Here is an 18,111-nt window from a genome sequence, read left to right on the forward strand (position 1 = left end):
ACCAATAAGTAAAAATTAAAAGTTTGTTTGAACGCTTACTTGATCAGCGGTTTCTTTCGCTAAAGTACGAGCAAGATCAGTATTTTCAGCACGAGCGGTTGCTACACCCATACGACGACGTTTGAAACCTTCTGGTTTGCCAAACAGGCGTAAATCGGTGTCTGGGTGTGTTAAAGCTACATTGAGGTTGCTATAACTTAAATTGTTAGCATCAACTCCAGCATAAATTACAGCACTTGCTGCAACACTGTGGCGTGCTGTATTTACAGGTAAACCTAAAATTGCACGTGCATGCAGTTCAAATTCACTTTGAAACTGAGATGCTAAAGTTACGAGTCCTGTATCGTGTGGGCGAGGTGAGACTTCACTGAACCAAACCTTGTCGCCTTTAATAAACAGTTCTACACCAAAAATACCACAGCCACCAAGTGCAGTTGTCACTTTATTCGCAATACGTTTTGCTTCTTCGAGTGCCGCCGCCGTCATTGGTTGAGGTTGCCAGCTTTCTACATAATCACCGGCATCTTGGCGGTGACCAATTGGGTCACAGTAATGAGTTTCAATTTCACCAGTTTCAGGGTTTTTAGCGCGAACGGTAAGTAAGGTAATTTCAAAATCAAAATCAATTTGAGATTCAATAATGACCGTACCTTGGTTAACACGGCCACCTTGCATTGCATATTCCCAAGCTGCATCGACTTCATCGAAACTTTTTACACGAGACTGTCCTTTACCAGAAGAAGACATGACCGGTTTTACGAAGTTTGGATAACCAATGTCATCGCAAGCGGCGCGGAAGCTTTCGAGCGTATCAGCAAAGCGATACGCAGAAGTAGGTAGGCCAAGTTCTTCAGCCGCAAGGCGGCGGATGCCTTCACGGTTCATTGTGAGGTTTACAGCTTTAGCAGAAGGGATGACAGTTGCTGTTTTGCTCGCTTCAATTTCAAGTAAAACTTCTGTTGCAATTGCTTCAATTTCTGGAACAATTAAATTTGGCTTAATTTTCTCGATGAGTTGTTTTAATTGGGCAGGATCTGCCATGTTTAACACATAAGAAAAATGTGCAACTTGCATTGCTGGTGCGTGATCATAACGGTCGGCTGCATGTACTTCTACACCAAGGCGTTGTAAGGAAATTACAACTTCTTTGCCAAGCTCTCCTGAACCTAACAATAAAACTTTAAATGCAGAAGATTGAAGTGGGGTACCGAGTGTCACGCTCATGCGAATCATCCTGACAAAATTATTTTTTTAAGCATAGCAGAACTTATGGTGGAGTTAAGCCTTATCATGCATAAAAAAAGTAATTTTGTCGGACAATTAAAAAAGTGGTTTTTAGACATTAACCTGATAGTTTAAAAGCAACTCATCAGCATTTTTACCACGGATGCCCCAATTTTCTTTAGGTGTTTCAAAAATAGTAATTTCAATGTCTTGTGGAGAAATTTTGCATTGTTCTTGAATATTACGGAATAAGGTTTGAATAAGCTGCTTTTTAGTGGCTGCACTGCGGCCTGCAAACATTGAAAGTTCAATAATAATGTAATGCTGGCTTCTGTCAGAAGGGTAAATGAAATTTCCTGGTTTAAGGCTAATAAAACGTTGAAATCTTTTCTCAACAGGATATTTCAATTCTTCAATAAGCGCCTGATGGATTGCATGAGAAAGTAATTCTCGATACTGCATAATGGTTTGTTCATTTGCATAAATTTTAACTTGTGACATTTTTATCTCTATATAAGTAGCTAAGGTTATCTTTTTAATCAATTCAAAAATTAAATTTTCCAAGCCAGAAGTTTCAATCTTAAACGCCTCTGGCCAGATTTTATTTTATATAAGGAAGATAAGTTTATCTATTTATAAAGGTAAATAAGTATAGATCAGACCATAAACAATTGCGGCAGTTAAAGTTGCTGGTACGATTTTCTTAAATTTAAAATAAAGACCTGCTAAAACTAAAAAACCGATAAGCATTGCGAAACTCTTATTGGGAGTTTCAAGGAGAGGTGGAAGGGTAGCAACTACAAGCATGGCACTAATTGCAGATATTCCAATACTTCCCAAAGCAATTTTGATCCAGATTGAGCCGCGTCTTTGTTGGCTGCCCTGTAGTTTTTGTATTACGAAAAAAGGTCCAAAGCGTGAAGCAAAATTGGCTATACCCACAATAATGCCGACCAGAATAATTTCTAGGTTCATATTAAGCCTCAACCTCATCATGCTGTTTCAGCACATAATGTTTAAATAGACCAGCTAAAATTCCTGAAAAAATACCTATAAAAATAGCGGCTGATAAGTTAATCCAATAACACGCCAGAGCTGAAACTACTAAAGATACAGCAACAACAAGGCTATGCTTTCGTTCAAACGCTGCTAATAAAAAACTTAAAAATAAAGCAGGTAACAAGAAGTCTAAAGCTGCTTGTAAAAACTTTGGTAAATGAGCAACTTGATCGGCAAATAATCCACCTAATAAAGAGCCACTTGCCCAAGCCATCCAACTAAATAGGCTTAAGCCAAGCATCCAAGACTCGGACCATTGTTGTTTGCACTGTGAAAGTTGGATCATTCCACTGGCAAAAACTTCATCGGTTAAGCCCCAAGCCCATACTGCCGTTTTCTTAAGATTTAATTTGTTTGGAATCAGGTTGTATAGAGCAGGTCCATAAAGGACATGGCGAATATCTAGTGCAATGACTGTTAATGCTGTTAGCCAAATGGATGAACCGCTAGCCAAAAGCGCGACAACCAAGAATTGGCTAGCGCCTGCGTACATTGAACAAGATAGAAAAAAGGCTTCCCATGGTGTAAAACCAAACTGAGATGCAGAAACGCCAAAGGCAAAAGAAACGGGTAAATAAGTGAGTACGATAGCTTGGCTATCTTTGGCGCCTTGCCAAAAAGTTGCTGTTTGGGCAGGCATCAATTGTTGTTCGGACACAATACACCTTGGCAATAAACCAAATGATAAAAATACTTGAAAGATTGAGTATTGTAGCCGAATTTAATAGCATAGTGCCGAAATGTTTAATCGGCAGTTTGATATGTTCAAGGCAAAGATTCGTTTAGTTTATATCGCCATGATGAGTGCAGGTATTTTTACATTACAGGGCTGTGATAATGGTAATCAAGGTGCAGAAAAAAAAGTAGAAATTAAGCCAGCACCGAAACTAACCAATGATGCAACTGTTTATGCTCAAAAAGCATGGACATTAATTAACACGGTTGAGCATTTAGTTTATGAAAAACAACTCAGCCAAATTGATGACAAAGTTCGTAAACCTTTACGTCAATTGAGTACAGACTGGCGTATTAATGTAAAAATGACGGATTCGGTGACAGAAGGGAAATATGCACTCTGTCGTAAGGCTCTGACAAGTTTAGATATATGGGCACGCGAAACGCTAGAAAACAATAGTTCAGTTGCCCAAAAACAAGCGGACTATGAGCGAGATAAGGCTCAATGTAAGGATGCGATCGATACGCCAAATCTTGGAAATACTTCGCCAAAATAAAACTAATGAATCTAAAAAAAGCGAGATGATCAATCTCGCTTTTTTTTGCTTTTAAACGATAATGAGTGAATGTGAATTACGGTTTTGTGGCAGCTTTAGCGGTGTTAGCAGTTTTCACAGCATCTTGTTTCATTTGATGAGTCATTTGCTGTGATTCATGTTGAGCATGAGTCGCGCTGGTCATTGCATCATGTTTTTGAGTGCTTAAGTCTTTTTTAACATCCTGTTTAGTTTTAGTTACCTCTTTCGTGGCTTTTTGAGCGGTAGTTTTTCCATGTATCGCTACACATTTTCCACCTTTGTGATTCGGTCCTGTACCGCCTTGTAGTTGAGTTCCTTTTGGACATGCAAATGCCGAAACACTTAACATAGCCAATACGCTTGCTGTAAGAATTGTTGATAATTTTTTCATGTTAATCAGCGCCTTGTTGAGTATTATTGCTCAGCTTGAGTGTAGGGTGAAAATATCTGCTTTAACACATTTATTTTGTGGAAATAGAGTTTGAACAATGTTTTGATTTGCAGTGTTATCTAATTTTTTAATTTAATTTTAAGTTTTTATTATTTAGCCGCTTTTAAAAAATTAGTATTGTGCTTGAGCAACTACTTTCAATTTCTCAATATCTAGAATCTCAATTTTTCTAAAGGCAATTTTAATGATTTTCTGTTTTTCGAGCAGGCTCAGTTCATGATTGATCGTCTGTCGAGATGTAGTCAGCATATTTGCCAATTGTTCTTGAGAAATATGAATTTGGCGATCTTGAATAAGAATATGATTCCCATATCCTTCTAAAATGAACAGAAGACGCTGAGCCAGCCTTTGAGAAATACTGCGTGTTTGGATAGCAATCTGTTCTAAGAAAACGTACCTCAGTTTTTGGCTGGTTAAACGAGCAAAGTAATACCAGTAATATGGATTGTCTTTGAGTAATTCATTTAATGGTTTGGCAGGAATATGTAGAACTGTGCTTTTTTTCAAGGCAATCGCATCGTGTGAGCGCGGTTCATGATCAATTAGTGATATTTCACCAAACCACATAATCGGCTCAGCAATAGCAGAAAGTGCTTCATTACCATTTACATCGACATAACCTAAGCTAATTGAGCCTTCAAGCACAGTATAAATGCCATCATACACATCTTGGGCACGGAACACATAATTGTTTTTTTCAAAGGTTCTTTGCTTACCATGCTCTAGAATAAAGTTTTGGAATGCTTCTGGAAGCACACTAAACCATGTATTTTCTCTTAGTCGATTAATATAAATAAGATCCAATATCAGCCCATCCATGAAAAAATCATTACTTTGTCAAATAGCTGACAACTTTACGTTTTCCTTATATGTACAGTATGACTATATGTAAGTGAATAGGGAATAACTCATGTCAAATCTGGAGCAAGAGCTTAGCAAATATGCGGCTTACCACTTAAATCATAAAAATATTTTGACGCACTTTATCGGTATTCCGCTCATCGTGTTTTCAATTTTGTGTTTAACCGCAAGAGCAGGCATCGATATTGGTAGTTTTAAACTGACTTTAGCCATAGTGCTGATTATAGCTAGTACGATTTATTATTTATTGCTAGATAAAATTTTTGGTTTACTCATGCTCATTATCTTGGTTGCTGTGTATCCACTGGCCAGCCAAATTGCTCAATTGTCTTTAGGAGAATGGTTAGCAGCAAGTATTGGTTTCTTTGTGGTGGGTTGGGTCTTTCAGTTTGTGGGACATTATTTTGAAAAGAAAAAACCTGCTTTTGTTGATGATGTGATAGGACTTGCGATAGGACCATTATTTGTATTGGCAGAATTTATTTTTATGCTAGGTTTTAGAAAGTCCCTGCATGAGCGTATTTTACAAGAGGCACGTAGTAAACGAGAGACGATGGATTTAAGTCATTAAATATAAAAAAAGCCCCAACATATTGGGGCTTTTTTAGCTTTAACTTAAACGTTAAAACGGAAGTGCATTACATCGCCGTCTTGAACAACGTAAGTTTTACCTTCTAAACGCCATTTACCAGCTTCTTTAGCGCCGTTTTCACCGTTGTATTGTACGAAGTCATCATATGCAACAACTTCAGCACGGATGAAGCCTTTTTCGAAGTCAGTATGAATCACACCAGCAGCTTGAGGAGCGGTTGCGCCAACTTTTACTGTCCATGCACGAACTTCTTGTACACCAGCAGTGAAATAAGTCTGTAAACCTAAAAGCGCATAACCTGCACGAATAACCACATTTAAACCTGGTTCTTCCATGCCCATTGCTTCTAAAAACTCAGCACGATCTTCATCTTCTAATAATGAAATTTCAGCTTCGATTTGGTTGCAAAGAGGAACAACAATTGCGTTTTCCTCAGCAGCAAGTTTTTTAACTGCTTCTAAGTGCGGGTTGTTTTCAAAACCATCTTCTGCAACGTTTGCAATATACATCGTTGGTTTTAAAGTCATTAAACCAAAACCACGAACTAATTTACGTTCGTCATCAGACAAATCAGCTGCACGAGCTGGTTTACCTTCGTCAAGTAACGGTTGGATTTTTTCTAAAACTGCTTTAGTTGCTACAGCTTCTTTGTCACCGCCTTTAGCAACTTTAGTTAAACGTAAAATTGCTTTAGCAACAGTTTCAAGATCGGCAAGCGCAAGTTCAGTATTAATAGTTGCGATGTCGTCTAACGGATCAATTTTACCATTTACGTGAATTACGTTTTCGTCTTCGAAACAACGTACAACGTGTGCAATTGCATCAGTTTCACGAATGTTAGCAAGGAATTGGTTACCTAAGCCTTCACCTTTTGATGCACCAGCAACAAGACCTGCAATGTCCACAAATTCCATTGTAGTTGGCAAAATACGCTGTGGTTTAACAATTGCAGCAAGTTTGTCTAAACGTGGATCTGGTACAGGAACAATACCTGTGTTTGGTTCAATGGTACAGAAAGGGAAGTTTTCCGCTGCAATCGCTGCTTTCGTTAATGCATTGAAAAGGGTAGATTTCCCTACGTTTGGCAGACCAACAATACCGCAATTAAAACCCATGAAAACCACTCACAAATGTGTAAATTAAAAATTGTCGCTGATTTTACATGAAAGCCATGACAAAGTCATGGCTAGAGCAGGGTTGTATTGCGTTTAAACTTTACGTTTATCAAGTTGCTGGGCTAATGCATCGCCAGTCGCTTGTACCAACATGACTAAAACAATTAAGACTAAAATGACAGCCACCATAATTTGCATATCAAAACGTTGATAGCCATAACGATAAGCAATGTCTCCTAGACCACCTGCACCAATAGCACCGGCAATTGCAGAAGAGTTAATCATAGTCACAATAGTCACGGTAAAACCCGCCACAATACCTGGCAAAGCCTCTGGTAAAAGTACATGCCAAATAATTTGTTTACGGTTACAACCCATGGCTTGTGCAGCTTCAATTAAGCCTTGGTCGACTTCACGTAAACTGACTTCTGCAATACGCGCAAAAAAGGGAATTGCTGCAATAGTTAAGGGAACAACCGCTGCCCAGACCCCATAACTTGTCCCGACAATCCAGCGAGTAAGCGGAATAAGCGCAACCATTAAAATAAGAAAGGGTACAGAGCGAGTAATGTTGATGACCCAACCTAAAGCCTGATTAATCTTTTGTGACGGATGAATGCCGTGCTCAGAAGTACTGACTAAAACAACAGCAATCGGTAAGCCAATTAAAAAAGCAATAAATGCAGATGCACCTACCATGAGTAAGGTGTCTACAGTTCCAGTAATTAATAAGTCAATGAGCTGGTCGTGCATAGCCAAGTACCTCAAATTGTGCAATTGCAGTTAATGCGTCTTGTCGTATAGATGAAATATCAATTTCTACGTTAGGAATACCGACTAAAAGTGAACCAATAATATGCCCTTGAATGGTATCGACCTGACTTTGATATAAATTGACAGGTGCTTTAAATCTGGCAAGTAGTTCTTGAATATCGGGAACCTGATGTGCTTCAGCCTCATATTTCAGTTTTACAATAATATGCGTCGAATTTTCATCGGGTAGAGGACTTATTTTAAAAGGTAGGGTAATTTGCTCAAGGTTTAACAATTCTTGAGTAATTTGTTGTTCTGGTCGTGAAAATACAGACCAAACTTGTCCAGCTTCTACTATCTCACCTTGATCAATCACTACCACTTGATCACAAATTTCTCGAATGACCTGCATTTCGTGAGTGATGAGTACAATCGTTAGACCCAGTTCCTGATTAATCTTTTTAAGTAAAGCCAAAATAGTGGCGGTACTTTCAGGGTCAAGTGCCGAGGTTGCTTCATCACAAAGTAAAATTTCTGGGTGGTGAACAAGTGCACGTGCAATACCGACACGTTGCTTTTGTCCGCCCGAAAGTTGCGATGGATAGTAGCCAGACTTATCTGCAAGACCTACGAGTGCCAAAACTTCATTTACACGTTGGTCGATATCTGCTTTGTTGTAATTGGAAACTTTTAAAGGCAATGCCACATTTTCCCAGACTGTTTTTGCAGACATTAAATTGAAATGTTGAAAAATCATTCCAATTCGCTGGCGAGTTTGAATAAGCTCGGCATGACTCAATTCAGCAATGTTTTGTTGATGAATATGAATACTGCCAGTATTTACCTGTTCTAAGCCATTTAAAGTACGGAGCAAGGAAGATTTGCCTGCACCACTTTTACCAATAATGCCTAAGATTTTACCTTGGGGAACATCAAGGTTAATTTCCTTTAACGCATGCAGTTTTTGACCCTGCGATTGGTAAAACTTATTTAAACCACGAATTTTGATATGGGGTAGAGAAAAATCAACTTGCGATCCAAAACTCACCATCGTCATTCTCCTTATTTCCAGCCTTGAAACCACATACCTTGGCCAAAATCTTTATCCAGAATGTCTTGTGCTTGTTTTGAGTTCTGGAATGCTTTAACAAAGGTTGCAAGTTTTTGGTTTTTATCTTGGTAATCGCGACGGGTTACAAACAAAATTGCATATTTTTTATCGATTGGATCTAAAAATAATGCGCTATGTGGATCGGTTACCTTTGCCATTTTTAAGTAGTGGGGGAAGCCGAAAATTAAATCGACATCGTTATAGGCATGTGCTGTCTGTGGGCCTTCAACTTCAACGAAGCTCAACTGTTTAGGATTAGCAATAATGTCTTGAGTGGTTGAAAGCTCATTATTTATATCTTTAAGCTGAATTAAGCCTGCACGGTGCAATAAAATTAAAGCACGGGCTAAATTGACCGGATCGTTTGGAATAGCTACACGTGCTTTTGAAGGTAATTCTTCAAGTGATTTATATTTTTTTGAATATAAACCCACATGACTTCCTGAACCCACACCAAATGCGTGTAAGTCATAACCCGTTTCTTTAACAGCATTACGTAGAAATACGCTTTGCTGGAAAAAGTTTGCATCAATATCGCCGTTTTGTACGGCAACATTGGGTGCTCGCCAATCAGAAAATTCAACGAGTTTGACATGAACGCCTTGCTTTTCTACTTCATTGGCAACGCTTTGTAATAGCTCAGCATAAGGCGGGCTAATGCCAATCGTTAAAACATCATCGGCTTGTTTATTTTTAATATAACGGTAACCGACGAGGCCCAGAATTATGATCAAAATCGTAATTCCGAGTAACCAAGGCTTATACTGTTTGAACTGAATCGCCATAATCTTTCCGTTATTACTTCCAGCCAGGGAACCAAAGTGTTGGCCCAATCTCAGCATCTAACACAGCTTTAACTTTTGGCGAATTTTGATAGATCTCAACAAATTTCTTTAATTTGTCTCCCTTATCTTGGTAGTCATCACGCACTACAAACAAAATTGCATAACGTTTATTGGTATTGTCATCAAGTAAAAGTGCACTTTCAGGGTCAGCTGTTTTTGCTAAGCGTAGGTAATGCGGATAGCCAAAAGCCAAGTCAACATCATCAATTGCACGAGCAGTTTGTGGTCCTTCAACCTCAATGAATTGCAAGTTTTTAGGATTTGAAACAACATCTTTGAGTGCAGATAAATGGTTGTTTGAATCTTTAAGCGTAATTAATTTAGCTTGTTGTAAAAGTAGTAGGGCACGACCTTGATTCACTGGATCGTTTGGAATGACTACACGTGCGTTTTGTGGCAATTCATCTAAGCTTTTGTACTTCTTTGAATAAAGTCCCACATGTGATGCTGCACCCACTGCAAATGCCTTTAATTTAAAGCCAGTTTCTTTAATTGCATTATCTAAGAAAGGTTGATGCTGGAAAAAGTTCGCATCAATATCCCCATGATTTAAAGTAATGTTTGGTGTGTTCCAGTCAGAAAATTCGACCAGTTTTACATTTAACCCCTGTTTCTTTGCTTCATCGGCAGCAGCTTGTAAAGTTTTTGCAAATGGGGGACTAATGCCAATCACAAGTTCATTTGAGCCACTTTGACAATGTTTATTCCATAAGAATAAAGCAACAACAAGGACTACAACGACTAAGCCTACGCCTAGCCATTTTTTTGAGGCTGTTTGAGCCATGTCTATCTCCAAATTTAAGCGGTTATTTCTTCAATTGTTGTTAAGTTTTTGCTGTTGTTATAGGGACTACATCGGAACGCTTGAACAGGGTGTTGTTTTGGTAATTGATCACCCCGATTAAAAATTTTGTTCCGCAGTGAACCCTTTTTATATGCAGTTTTATAGCGACCACGTTGTTGTAGCTCAGGAATGACCAAGCGGATAAAGTCGTGGTGAGACTCAGGTGCAACAGTACGTGTTAAATTAAAGCCATCAATATCTGTCTCATCTAAAAGATGAATTAAGTATTCAGCAACTTCTTCGCCACTACCCACAATGAGTGGATAACGACCACCTAAAACATGCTGAGCTTTTAAGTCATTTTTCGTGATTTGTTGCTCTTTAAACTTTTCGGTAATCGAAACAATGCTGTTACTTTTTTGGTAAGGAATTGCTTCATCGTCAGCAAACTTACTTAAGTCAATGCCTGTTGAACTCGCATAATGCGCTAAGCCTGCTTCAGGGCTCGCATACTGACGATATTCATTAAGTTTTTGTACTGCGAGATCATGTGTTTCGGCAACAACAACGGTGATGCCAACGAAGACTTTAATGTCATCCGCTGAACGGCCTTGCTGTTCTGCAAGAGCACGAATCTTTTTCACTTGTTCTCGTATTTTTTCGGGTTTGTCGCCGCCAATAAATACACACTCAGCATGACGAGTAGCGAACTGCATACCTTTGGGTGAAGCACCTGCTTGGAACAGTGTTGGAGTGCGTTGTATAGAAGGAGATACCTGAAACACGCCTTCGCTTTGGTAATATTTGCCGTGATGATGAATGGTGTGAACTTTAGACGGGTCTGTAAAAACACGTCGTGCTTTATCTTTTTTAACGGCGTCGTTTTCCCATGAACCTTCCCAATATTTATAGCAAAGCTCTAAAAATTCTTCAGCTTGTTCATAGCGAGCATCGTGGTCTTTTAAACCTTTTTGACCAATTAAGCGTTCCGCACTATCTAGATAACCTGTCACGATATTCCAGCCAATACGACCTTGAGTTAAATGGTCGAGACTCGCAAAGCGGCGGGCAAATTGATACGGATGCTCATAGCTTAAGTTCACAGTGACCCCAAAACTTAAGTTTTGAGTGACTGCCGCCATTGCTGAAATGAGTGTAGACGGGTCATGGCTCGGAAGCTGAATGGACTCTTTTAAAGTGAGATCAATACCATTTTGATAGACGTCATACACACCAGTAATATCGGCTATAAACAAGCCGTCAAATAAACCACTTTCTAAGGTTTTAGCTTGTTCTGTCCAATAACTGAGTTCGTTAAAACGATGTGATTCATCACGTGGATGTGTCCATAAGCCATGATTGATATGACCAACACAGTTCATGTCAAAGGCATTGAGTAAAATTTCTTTCGCTTTGAAATCTGCCATTACAATGTCCCCCGACGAGGTGGTAGAACACCGTTAAGAACGTAGTTCCCAATAAAGTAATATTTCCATCGTGCGGCATCATGCAACGTATGTACGCGAGCATTACGCCAGAAACGGTCTAGGCCATCTTTAGACTGACTACCACGGCTACCAGCAAGTTCAATCAGCTTAGACGATGCTTTGAGTGCGATATCGCTACTATGAGCACGTACTTTGGCAACATCGATGGATGCTTTAGCAATGCTTTCAGGTGTGGTCTCAATTTTTGCGGCATCGATTGATTGAGCAGCTTGTTTTAATAACACTTCACTTGCCCGAACATCTACGGCAATGCGTCCTAGCTCATAAATCGTTAAAGGATCTTGGTTGGCCGTTTCTACATTTGAGTCAATCCACGGGCGAGCTTGATGCACTCTTTGCAAACTTTCTTCAAAGGCCGAACGTGCAATGCCTACCTCAATTGATGCATGCATAATTTGTGCAAAAGGACCCACTAAGGTTGGCTGTAAAAATGCAGTATCAAAAGGAATAACATCATCTGCATCGACAAAAACCTGATCAAACTTGACCGTGCCGCTGCCTGTCGTTTTCTGCCCAAAGCCAGACCAGTCATCAACAAGTTTTAATCCTTGTGAACCACTTTTTACAAAGGCTAGATACTCTCGACCTGCATCATCTAAAACTAAGGTTGGAATACGGTGAGCAAATAAACTTCCTGTGCAGTAAAACTTTTCACCCTGAATGAGATATCCATTTTCGTGTGGACGAATATTGGTTTGTTTATGAGTTGAAGTTTTGGTTTTAAACTCAGCAAGTGCATTACCAAAGCGAGTGCCATTTAAAACTTCGCCATATAAACGTTGTTTTTGGGCTTCTGTGCCTGTATTGCGCAATACTTCTAAAGCATAAAAATGGTTTTGTGGAATTTGTCCGATTGAACCATCGGCACCGCTTAAAAGTGCAATCACTTTAGCAACTGTATGGCTTGAAACTTCGGCACCGCCATATTGCTTTGGCACTGTAATTGCCCAAAGACCAGATTGGCTCAAAGCATCGATTTCGGTATACGGTAAAATTCGTTTAGCGTCTCGCTCAACTGCAGTTTTTTTAAATTGCTCAGCAAATTGTTTGGCAACTTCTAATGCTTCAACATCATTTTGAATAATGTGCGCTTGGCCCGATGCCGATGTTTGTTTAGTTTGAACTGATTGATATGAAGTCATGACAATTTCTCCTTAAATCCAAGCATGGCGGGCAGGGAAATGACCATTAAGGTAATAATTGCCAATGGCATGTAATTTCCAGCGAACAGGGTCGTGTAAGGTATGTACACGGGCATTTCGCCAATGTTGATCTAAATTGTGTTGGCTTAAACTTGAACGACTACCGCCTAGCTCTAGTAGTTTTTCAGAGATTTGTAGAGCAGCATCATTGGCATAGACTTTCGCTTCTGCGACCAAAATTGAAGCTTTAGCTACTTGTTCATCAGTCACCGTTTGAAGGTGGTCAAGTTCATCTAAATATTCAGCAGCTTCATCCAATAATAAAATTGCAGCATCGAGCAAAATATTTAATTTACCTACCTCTTGCAGGGTGTAATGTTCAAAGCTAGCTTTTTCAACATTTGCATCAATAATTGGACGTGCTTTGTGTATGGCTGATAAAGTATCGTCAAATGCGGCTTCAGCGATGCCTACATCAATGGCAACTTGTAATAACTGTGAATAGGCACCGCGATAGGTTGGGGTTTGCGTCAATAATCGTTCATCAAAAATAAGTTCAGGATTAACTTCAACTTGATTTAATTTAACTGTACCGCTCGCTGTCGTACGTTGCCCAAATCCATTCCAGTCATTAATGACTTCAATACCTTGAGCGTCTCGGTTAACAATGACTAAAACCACATGGCCTTCGGGATGAATTGCTTTAATTGCGAGCCAATGCGCAAAGCTCGTACCTGTAGAATAAAACTTTTCGCCGTTTAAAATATATTTGCCGTTCTCAACAGTAAGAGTGGTTTTTAAGGTTTTTGAATCATGGGTATTACGTTCTGGCCCACCGTTGGCAAGACGTTTGCCTGCTAATATTTCTGAAAAGATAAATTGTTTTTGTTGTTCTGTGCCCATGATTTCGATCAGGTTTAACAGACTAATCTGATTTTGTGGAATCTGACCAACATTCGCATCACCTTTGCTTAAAATACGGAAAACTTGAGCCAAAGTTTTATTGGAAACAAAAGCACAGCCGTATTTTTTTGCAATGCGAATACCACCTAGGCCTTTTTGGCTAAAGTTTTCGATTTGCTCATGCGGTAATAAGCGTTGTTGATCACGTGTATTACGACCCTCTAAAGCATAATCCGCCACTTGATAAGCAGCATTAATTGCTTGTTGATCATTTTGAATGATTTGGACGTATGCCGTCGTTTTAGATAGAGAATTAGACATAATGACACCTTGTATTGCTGTCATTACCTTACAAAAGAAATATTTTTCCACTAAACGAGGACTTATGCTCAGCTTATGAATAAAAATGCAAAGCACTTTTTTTGCTTTTTAATTAAAAAATAGAGATATTGAAAGATTATAAAAAACAATAGTTTAAGGTTATTATGCGGAAAAATAATAATAGAATTGGTTTTAATATGAAAAAGAGCAATAAGTACGGTAAAAAAAGATATAAAAAAAATAGACTTAAGTGTCAGTGAAAAATGAGCACAATGTCCATTGTTTTAACTAAAAATAGCTTCTAAAGTATCTACTTACCGACGACCATTTTTGTACAAATAGTCAAATAAAAATAAACGTGGAGATTTTATGCGGGTTTTGTATCAGTTTCCTTTGTCCCATTATTGTGAAAAAGCTCGCTGGTTGTTAGACCATAAAGAACTTGATTATGTGGCTCATAACTTAATTCCAGGCTTTCATCGTGCTTTTGCACAACTCAAAACAGGCCAAAATTTACTGCCTATTTTGAAAGATGATCATCAATGGATCGCTGAATCGACTAAAATTGCACTTTATCTGGATGATACTTATCCGGAGCATTCACTGTTACGTCGTGATGAACAATTAAGACAGCAAACATTAAAAATAGATAGCTTGGCTGATGAGCTGGGTATTCATGTCCGTCGTTGGGCTCTAGCTCATACGTTGGCGCAAGGAGACCATGCTTTAGAAATTATGATGGGTGAACAAGGCTATTTACGCCAATTTGAAAAAATATCGAAGCCATTCCTCAAAACACTGGTAAAGAAGAACTATAAACTTGAAGAAGAGCTAGTCAACCAGTCAAAAGAACGTATGGATGAACTCATAAATGAACTAAATAACTGCTTAATCGAAAATCAGGCACGTTATATGGTAGGCGATCGCTTAAGTCTTGCTGATATTTCTGTATGTTCTATGCTTGCTCCTTTATTAGAAATAAAGGGTACGCCGTGGGAGAGGGAAGAGGCTGAAGGTGTTTCGGAAGAATGGAATAACTATCAACAAAATTTACTCGATTTACCTCTAGGTCAGTATGTTTTAAGAATATATCAAACTGAGCGTAATGCGCGAGTAGATTGGCGCGGAATTTAAAATTATAAAATGCCCTGAGAAAATCGGGGCTTATTTTTATCTTTGCTAGTTATTTATTAATGTAGATATTACTATCAATTTTCTAAATGATTTTTATTAAGCCATTTGTTTATATTATTTTGATGCCAAAATTACTTTTTACAATATAAATTCCATTTTATCTAAATGACTAATAACTTTAATTTTTATGATTTTTTGGAAAATACAATTTTTCTAAATACTATTTTTAGCCAAAGTTAAGCCACTTTATTGTGCATGTGTTTACAATGTAATCAATAATTGCCACATTTAAGTGTAAATAGATGAGCTTAATAATAGACAGAAGATTAAAACATAGATTAAAGTAGAAACATGTGAGCAGTTTTAAAGGTATTAATTCTGCAAAACAGATTGAATAGAATAAGTGAAGCAAATGGATGGGTCCGACTTGGAAAAGTTGGCTCGATAATTGCAATTTAATAAAAAATCACTCTATTGCTCTATATGAATGATTCTATAGATAAATAGAGAGAATGATCATCAAGGAGTTCTTATGAAACGTTCTGCAACCTCTCTCATTATTTCAACAGTTATGCTTTGTACGGTTGGCGCTACTTCTCAAATTCAAGCAGCAGATACATTAGCTAAAATTAAAAGTACCGGAAAAATCGTAATTGGTCATCGAGAATCCTCAGATCCAATTTCATATGTTGTTGCAGGTAAACCAGTAGGTTATGCAGTCGATATCTGTAACCAGTTTGCAAATGACATTAAAAAAGAATTGAAAATGCCTGGCTTAAAAGTTGAGTACAAGGCAGTAACTTCATCAACACGTATTCCTGAGCTTTTAGCAGGCAATATCGATATGGAATGTGGTACCACTACAAACTCTAAACAACGTCAGCAACAAGTTGGTTTCTCAACTAACTACTATGCAACAGAAGTGCGCATGGCTGTTAAAGCAAACTCTGGCATTAAGAGTTTGGCGGACTTAAATGGTAAAGCAGTTGTTACTACTCAAGGCACTACATCTGACAAATACATCAAGATGAATGAAAAAGGTCAGGCAGTTAATGTTCAAAATATTTATGGTAAAGATCATGCTGACTCTTTTGCCATGATGGCATCTGGCCGTGCTGCTGCATTTGTAATGGATGATAATATTTTAGCAGGCTTGATTGCTAAGTCTTCTACACCTAAAGCTTTCGCAATTGTAGGTCCGGTACTTTCATCTGAACCTTACGGAATTATGCTCGCTAAAGATGATCCAAAATTTAAAGCGATTGCAGACCGTACTGTAAATAACTTGTGGAAAACTGGTAAAATGGACGCTTTATATAAGAAGTGGTTCTTATCTCCAATTCCACCAAAAAACACGAATTTGAACATGCAACAAAGTTCATCTTATAAGAAATTAAAAGCTAACCCAACAGATGCAGGAATCTAACTGGATCTTTTTGTCCTAAATTTACTTGTGTAAGTGTAAAGATTCATTTGCACAAGTGGTCTATTTTCTAAAGATATTAATTTAAGGGGCAAACATGTCAGTCGGCTCGCTAAACTGGACTATATTCTGTGCGGAGTCTAATGAATATGGTGTCGATAAAGCCGCATGGGCAGAATCAGTTTGTAAAGCTATTGGTAGCTCAAGCTACAATGCTTATGCTGAGGCACCCACATGGTTACAAATGTTAGGTTCAGGCGTGTTCACTATGGTTTGGACAGCTATTATAGCCTTTCTTATCGCATTTTTATTAGGTTCTCTCCTAGGGGTAATTCGTACATTACCCAACAAACCTCTCGCATTTATCGGCAATTGTTACGTTGAAATTTTCCGTAATATTCCACTTATTGTGCAACTATTCTTTTGGGCTTTTGTTTTTCCCGAGTTTTTACCGGACAGCTTAAGTGCAGGTAGTGGGGATGTAGTTGCTGGTGGTTGGTGGAAAAATATTTTAAATCAGCAACCTGCGGTTATTGGTGTTTTTGCATTAGGTCTCTACACGGCTGCCCGTGTATCTGAGCACATACGTGCCGGAATTAATACCGTTTCTCGTGGACAGAAGTTCGCAGCTTCCGCTATGGGTTTTACTACTGCACAAAGCTATCGTTATGTCATTTTACCGGTTGCATATCGTACCGTATGGCCAACGATTACATCTGAAGCAATGAACGTTTTTAAAAACTCAGCTGTTTTATATGCGTTGAGTGTGTTGAATTTCTTTGCTTACACGAAAACCATGCGTGAAGAAACTTCTCAGGACATTATCATTCTTATTCTCTCCACACCTGTTTATTTGATTATCACTTATAGCATTAAGTTTGTGATGGCATGGATTGAGAAACGAATGGCTGTACCTGGCTTAGGTTCAGGAGGGAAGTAATCATGGATTTTTCTTTATTACAAAACCCTGATGTGATCGCGGCACTCAAAGAAGGTTTCATTTTTACGCTTACCGTAACGGTATTAGCAATGATGGGCGGTATCCTAATTGGAACCCCATTGGCAATGATGCGTTTATCTAGCAATGCCATCGCAAGTAATTTTGCAAAATTTTATGTTGATCTGTTTCGTGGTATTCCACTGATTCAGGTGATCTTTATCTTCTATTTTTTGTTGCCGAAAGTATTTGAGTTTCAATCTGATACTTATTGGGGACCGTTGTTTTCGAGTGTTGTAACTTTTGCCATTTTTGAAGCAGCTTTTTTCTCGGAAATTGTACGTTCTGGAATTCAGTCTATTTCAAAAGGTCAGGTACATGCAGGCTATGCGCTAGGTTTTACCTACGGTCAATCAATGCGCTACGTGGTATTACCTCAAGCCTTTCGTAACATGCTCCCAGTATTGTTAACTCAAACAATTATTCTATTTCAGGACATCTCTTTAGTTTATGTGATTAGTGCACCTGACTTTTTAGGTCGTGCAGATACATTGGCTAATACTTATGGACCTGAAACAAAAGCAACATTCTATTTAATCGTCGCTGTAGTGTATTTCTGTAGCTCGTTTGTGCTGTCGCATTTAGTCAAACGCTTACAGCAAAAAATTGCCATCATTCGCTAATTGGAGATTTTA

The 18,111-nt window shown here is 38.5% G+C and carries 20 protein-coding genes; 6 read left to right on the forward strand and 14 right to left on the reverse strand.

Annotated elements, in window-relative coordinates; all coding sequences use genetic code 11:
• Nucleotides 1-15 precede the first annotated feature (15 nt).
• From purT to MKL33_RS13095, 4 genes are all read right to left on the reverse strand, one after another.
• The gene (gene purT / locus MKL33_RS13080) at nucleotides 16-1,233 is read right to left on the reverse strand and encodes a formate-dependent phosphoribosylglycinamide formyltransferase (RefSeq protein WP_270907116.1); all 1,218 of its coding nucleotides are present in this window, start codon (nucleotides 1,231-1,233) and stop codon (nucleotides 16-18) included.
• A 102-nt stretch (nucleotides 1,234-1,335) separates the two neighbouring features.
• A complete protein-coding gene (locus MKL33_RS13085) occupies nucleotides 1,336-1,725 on the reverse strand; it encodes a tautomerase family protein (RefSeq protein WP_014206529.1) in 390 nt (129 codons plus the stop codon).
• Between the two features lie 132 nt (nucleotides 1,726-1,857).
• The gene (gene ygaH, locus MKL33_RS13090) at nucleotides 1,858-2,199 is read right to left on the reverse strand and encodes an L-valine transporter subunit YgaH (RefSeq protein WP_002133404.1); all 342 of its coding nucleotides are present in this window, start codon (nucleotides 2,197-2,199) and stop codon (nucleotides 1,858-1,860) included.
• Nucleotide 2,200: 1 nt separating this feature from the next.
• On the reverse strand, nucleotides 2,201-2,923 hold the full coding sequence (locus tag MKL33_RS13095) for an AzlC family ABC transporter permease (RefSeq protein ID WP_270907283.1): 723 nt from the start codon (nucleotides 2,921-2,923) through the stop codon (nucleotides 2,201-2,203).
• 121 nt (nucleotides 2,924-3,044) lie between these two features.
• Here MKL33_RS13095 and MKL33_RS13100 point away from each other — a divergent pair, with 121 nt between their 5' ends.
• Nucleotides 3,045-3,515, forward strand: a complete 471-nt coding sequence (locus MKL33_RS13100; protein WP_025464664.1) for a hypothetical protein — start codon at nucleotides 3,045-3,047, stop codon at nucleotides 3,513-3,515.
• A gap of 76 nt (nucleotides 3,516-3,591) precedes the next feature.
• Here MKL33_RS13100 and MKL33_RS13105 read toward each other — a convergent pair whose 3' ends face one another.
• Both MKL33_RS13105 and MKL33_RS13110 read right to left on the reverse strand, forming a co-directional pair.
• Entirely contained in the window at nucleotides 3,592-3,927 is a 336-nt protein-coding gene (locus MKL33_RS13105; RefSeq protein WP_270907117.1) for a hypothetical protein, read from the reverse strand.
• A gap of 171 nt (nucleotides 3,928-4,098) precedes the next feature.
• A complete protein-coding gene (locus MKL33_RS13110; protein WP_270907118.1) occupies nucleotides 4,099-4,806 on the reverse strand; it encodes a Crp/Fnr family transcriptional regulator in 708 nt (235 codons plus the stop codon).
• Nucleotides 4,807-4,897: 91 nt separating this feature from the next.
• Between MKL33_RS13110 and MKL33_RS13115 the strand changes: the two genes are divergently transcribed.
• On the forward strand, nucleotides 4,898-5,419 hold the full coding sequence (locus tag MKL33_RS13115) for an Mpo1 family 2-hydroxy fatty acid dioxygenase (protein ID WP_270907119.1): 522 nt from the start codon (nucleotides 4,898-4,900) through the stop codon (nucleotides 5,417-5,419).
• A gap of 44 nt (nucleotides 5,420-5,463) precedes the next feature.
• Here the strand turns inward: MKL33_RS13115 and ychF are convergent, their stop codons facing one another.
• From ychF to MKL33_RS13155, 8 genes are all read right to left on the reverse strand, one after another.
• Nucleotides 5,464-6,555: a redox-regulated ATPase YchF gene (ychF, locus tag MKL33_RS13120; protein WP_002050104.1), complete on the reverse strand. Its 1,092-nt coding sequence runs from the start codon at nucleotides 6,553-6,555 to the stop codon at nucleotides 5,464-5,466.
• A gap of 93 nt (nucleotides 6,556-6,648) precedes the next feature.
• Nucleotides 6,649-7,308: a methionine ABC transporter permease gene (locus MKL33_RS13125; protein ID WP_017386774.1), complete on the reverse strand. Its 660-nt coding sequence runs from the start codon at nucleotides 7,306-7,308 to the stop codon at nucleotides 6,649-6,651.
• Nucleotides 7,289-8,365: a methionine ABC transporter ATP-binding protein gene (locus tag MKL33_RS13130; protein WP_014206534.1), complete on the reverse strand. Its 1,077-nt coding sequence runs from the start codon at nucleotides 8,363-8,365 to the stop codon at nucleotides 7,289-7,291. The genes MKL33_RS13125 and MKL33_RS13130 overlap by 20 nt, the downstream gene beginning before the upstream one ends.
• A 5-nt stretch (nucleotides 8,366-8,370) precedes the next feature.
• Nucleotides 8,371-9,204, reverse strand: coding sequence for a MetQ/NlpA family ABC transporter substrate-binding protein (locus tag MKL33_RS13135; protein WP_014206535.1), 834 nt, complete (start codon nucleotides 9,202-9,204; stop codon nucleotides 8,371-8,373).
• Nucleotides 9,205-9,217: 13 nt separating this feature from the next.
• Nucleotides 9,218-10,048: a MetQ/NlpA family ABC transporter substrate-binding protein gene (locus MKL33_RS13140; protein ID WP_270907120.1), complete on the reverse strand. Its 831-nt coding sequence runs from the start codon at nucleotides 10,046-10,048 to the stop codon at nucleotides 9,218-9,220.
• 14 nt (nucleotides 10,049-10,062) lie between these two features.
• Nucleotides 10,063-11,475: an LLM class flavin-dependent oxidoreductase gene (locus tag MKL33_RS13145; protein WP_014206537.1), complete on the reverse strand. Its 1,413-nt coding sequence runs from the start codon at nucleotides 11,473-11,475 to the stop codon at nucleotides 10,063-10,065.
• On the reverse strand, nucleotides 11,475-12,698 hold the full coding sequence (locus MKL33_RS13150) for an SfnB family sulfur acquisition oxidoreductase (RefSeq protein ID WP_262439628.1): 1,224 nt from the start codon (nucleotides 12,696-12,698) through the stop codon (nucleotides 11,475-11,477). Before MKL33_RS13150 ends, MKL33_RS13145 begins: the two co-directional genes overlap by 1 nt.
• Nucleotides 12,699-12,710: 12 nt before the next feature.
• The gene (locus MKL33_RS13155) at nucleotides 12,711-13,946 is read right to left on the reverse strand and encodes an SfnB family sulfur acquisition oxidoreductase (protein ID WP_270907121.1); all 1,236 of its coding nucleotides are present in this window, start codon (nucleotides 13,944-13,946) and stop codon (nucleotides 12,711-12,713) included.
• A gap of 345 nt (nucleotides 13,947-14,291) precedes the next feature.
• Between MKL33_RS13155 and MKL33_RS13160 the strand changes: the two genes are divergently transcribed.
• From MKL33_RS13160 to MKL33_RS13175, 4 genes are all read left to right on the forward strand, one after another.
• Nucleotides 14,292-15,056 (forward strand): glutathione S-transferase family protein, encoded by a 765-nt coding sequence (locus tag MKL33_RS13160; RefSeq protein WP_017386781.1) that lies wholly within the window; start codon nucleotides 14,292-14,294, stop codon nucleotides 15,054-15,056.
• Between the two features lie 532 nt (nucleotides 15,057-15,588).
• The gene (locus MKL33_RS13165; protein WP_014206541.1) at nucleotides 15,589-16,482 is read left to right on the forward strand and encodes an amino acid ABC transporter substrate-binding protein; all 894 of its coding nucleotides are present in this window, start codon (nucleotides 15,589-15,591) and stop codon (nucleotides 16,480-16,482) included.
• A gap of 94 nt (nucleotides 16,483-16,576) precedes the next feature.
• On the forward strand, nucleotides 16,577-17,419 hold the full coding sequence (locus MKL33_RS13170; RefSeq protein ID WP_002114400.1) for an amino acid ABC transporter permease: 843 nt from the start codon (nucleotides 16,577-16,579) through the stop codon (nucleotides 17,417-17,419).
• Nucleotides 17,420-17,421: 2 nt separating this feature from the next.
• Nucleotides 17,422-18,099 carry an amino acid ABC transporter permease gene (locus MKL33_RS13175; RefSeq protein ID WP_002114551.1) on the forward strand — a complete coding sequence of 226 codons (678 nt, stop codon included), beginning with the start codon at nucleotides 17,422-17,424 and terminating at the stop codon, nucleotides 18,097-18,099.
• Nucleotides 18,100-18,111 lie beyond the last annotated feature (12 nt).

This window comes from Acinetobacter sp. AOR43_HL (genome assembly GCF_027854635.1).
Taxonomy (GTDB): domain Bacteria; phylum Pseudomonadota; class Gammaproteobacteria; order Pseudomonadales; family Moraxellaceae; genus Acinetobacter; species Acinetobacter pittii.

Coding starts and splice junctions, on each gene's coding strand:
- purT (WP_270907116.1), bottom strand. CDS start 1,233: ATGATTCGCATGAGCGTGACACTCGGTACCCCACTTCAATCTTCTGCA.
- MKL33_RS13085 (WP_014206529.1), bottom strand. CDS start 1,725: ATGTCACAAGTTAAAATTTATGCAAATGAACAAACCATTATGCAGTAT.
- ygaH (WP_002133404.1), bottom strand. CDS start 2,199: ATGAACCTAGAAATTATTCTGGTCGGCATTATTGTGGGTATAGCCAAT.
- MKL33_RS13095 (WP_270907283.1), bottom strand. CDS start 2,923: ATGCCTGCCCAAACAGCAACTTTTTGGCAAGGCGCCAAAGATAGCCAA.
- MKL33_RS13100 (WP_025464664.1), top strand. CDS start 3,045: ATGTTCAAGGCAAAGATTCGTTTAGTTTATATCGCCATGATGAGTGCA.
- MKL33_RS13105 (WP_270907117.1), bottom strand. CDS start 3,927: ATGAAAAAATTATCAACAATTCTTACAGCAAGCGTATTGGCTATGTTA.
- MKL33_RS13110 (WP_270907118.1), bottom strand. CDS start 4,806: ATGGATGGGCTGATATTGGATCTTATTTATATTAATCGACTAAGAGAA.
- MKL33_RS13115 (WP_270907119.1), top strand. CDS start 4,898: ATGTCAAATCTGGAGCAAGAGCTTAGCAAATATGCGGCTTACCACTTA.
- ychF (WP_002050104.1), bottom strand. CDS start 6,555: ATGGGTTTTAATTGCGGTATTGTTGGTCTGCCAAACGTAGGGAAATCT.
- MKL33_RS13125 (WP_017386774.1), bottom strand. CDS start 7,308: ATGCACGACCAGCTCATTGACTTATTAATTACTGGAACTGTAGACACC.
- MKL33_RS13130 (WP_014206534.1), bottom strand. CDS start 8,365: ATGACGATGGTGAGTTTTGGATCGCAAGTTGATTTTTCTCTACCCCAT.
- MKL33_RS13135 (WP_014206535.1), bottom strand. CDS start 9,204: ATGGCGATTCAGTTCAAACAGTATAAGCCTTGGTTACTCGGAATTACG.
- MKL33_RS13140 (WP_270907120.1), bottom strand. CDS start 10,048: ATGGCTCAAACAGCCTCAAAAAAATGGCTAGGCGTAGGCTTAGTCGTT.
- MKL33_RS13145 (WP_014206537.1), bottom strand. CDS start 11,475: ATGGCAGATTTCAAAGCGAAAGAAATTTTACTCAATGCCTTTGACATG.
- MKL33_RS13150 (WP_262439628.1), bottom strand. CDS start 12,698: ATGACTTCATATCAATCAGTTCAAACTAAACAAACATCGGCATCGGGC.
- MKL33_RS13155 (WP_270907121.1), bottom strand. CDS start 13,946: ATGACAGCAATACAAGGTGTCATTATGTCTAATTCTCTATCTAAAACG.
- MKL33_RS13160 (WP_017386781.1), top strand. CDS start 14,292: ATGCGGGTTTTGTATCAGTTTCCTTTGTCCCATTATTGTGAAAAAGCT.
- MKL33_RS13165 (WP_014206541.1), top strand. CDS start 15,589: ATGAAACGTTCTGCAACCTCTCTCATTATTTCAACAGTTATGCTTTGT.
- MKL33_RS13170 (WP_002114400.1), top strand. CDS start 16,577: ATGTCAGTCGGCTCGCTAAACTGGACTATATTCTGTGCGGAGTCTAAT.
- MKL33_RS13175 (WP_002114551.1), top strand. CDS start 17,422: ATGGATTTTTCTTTATTACAAAACCCTGATGTGATCGCGGCACTCAAA.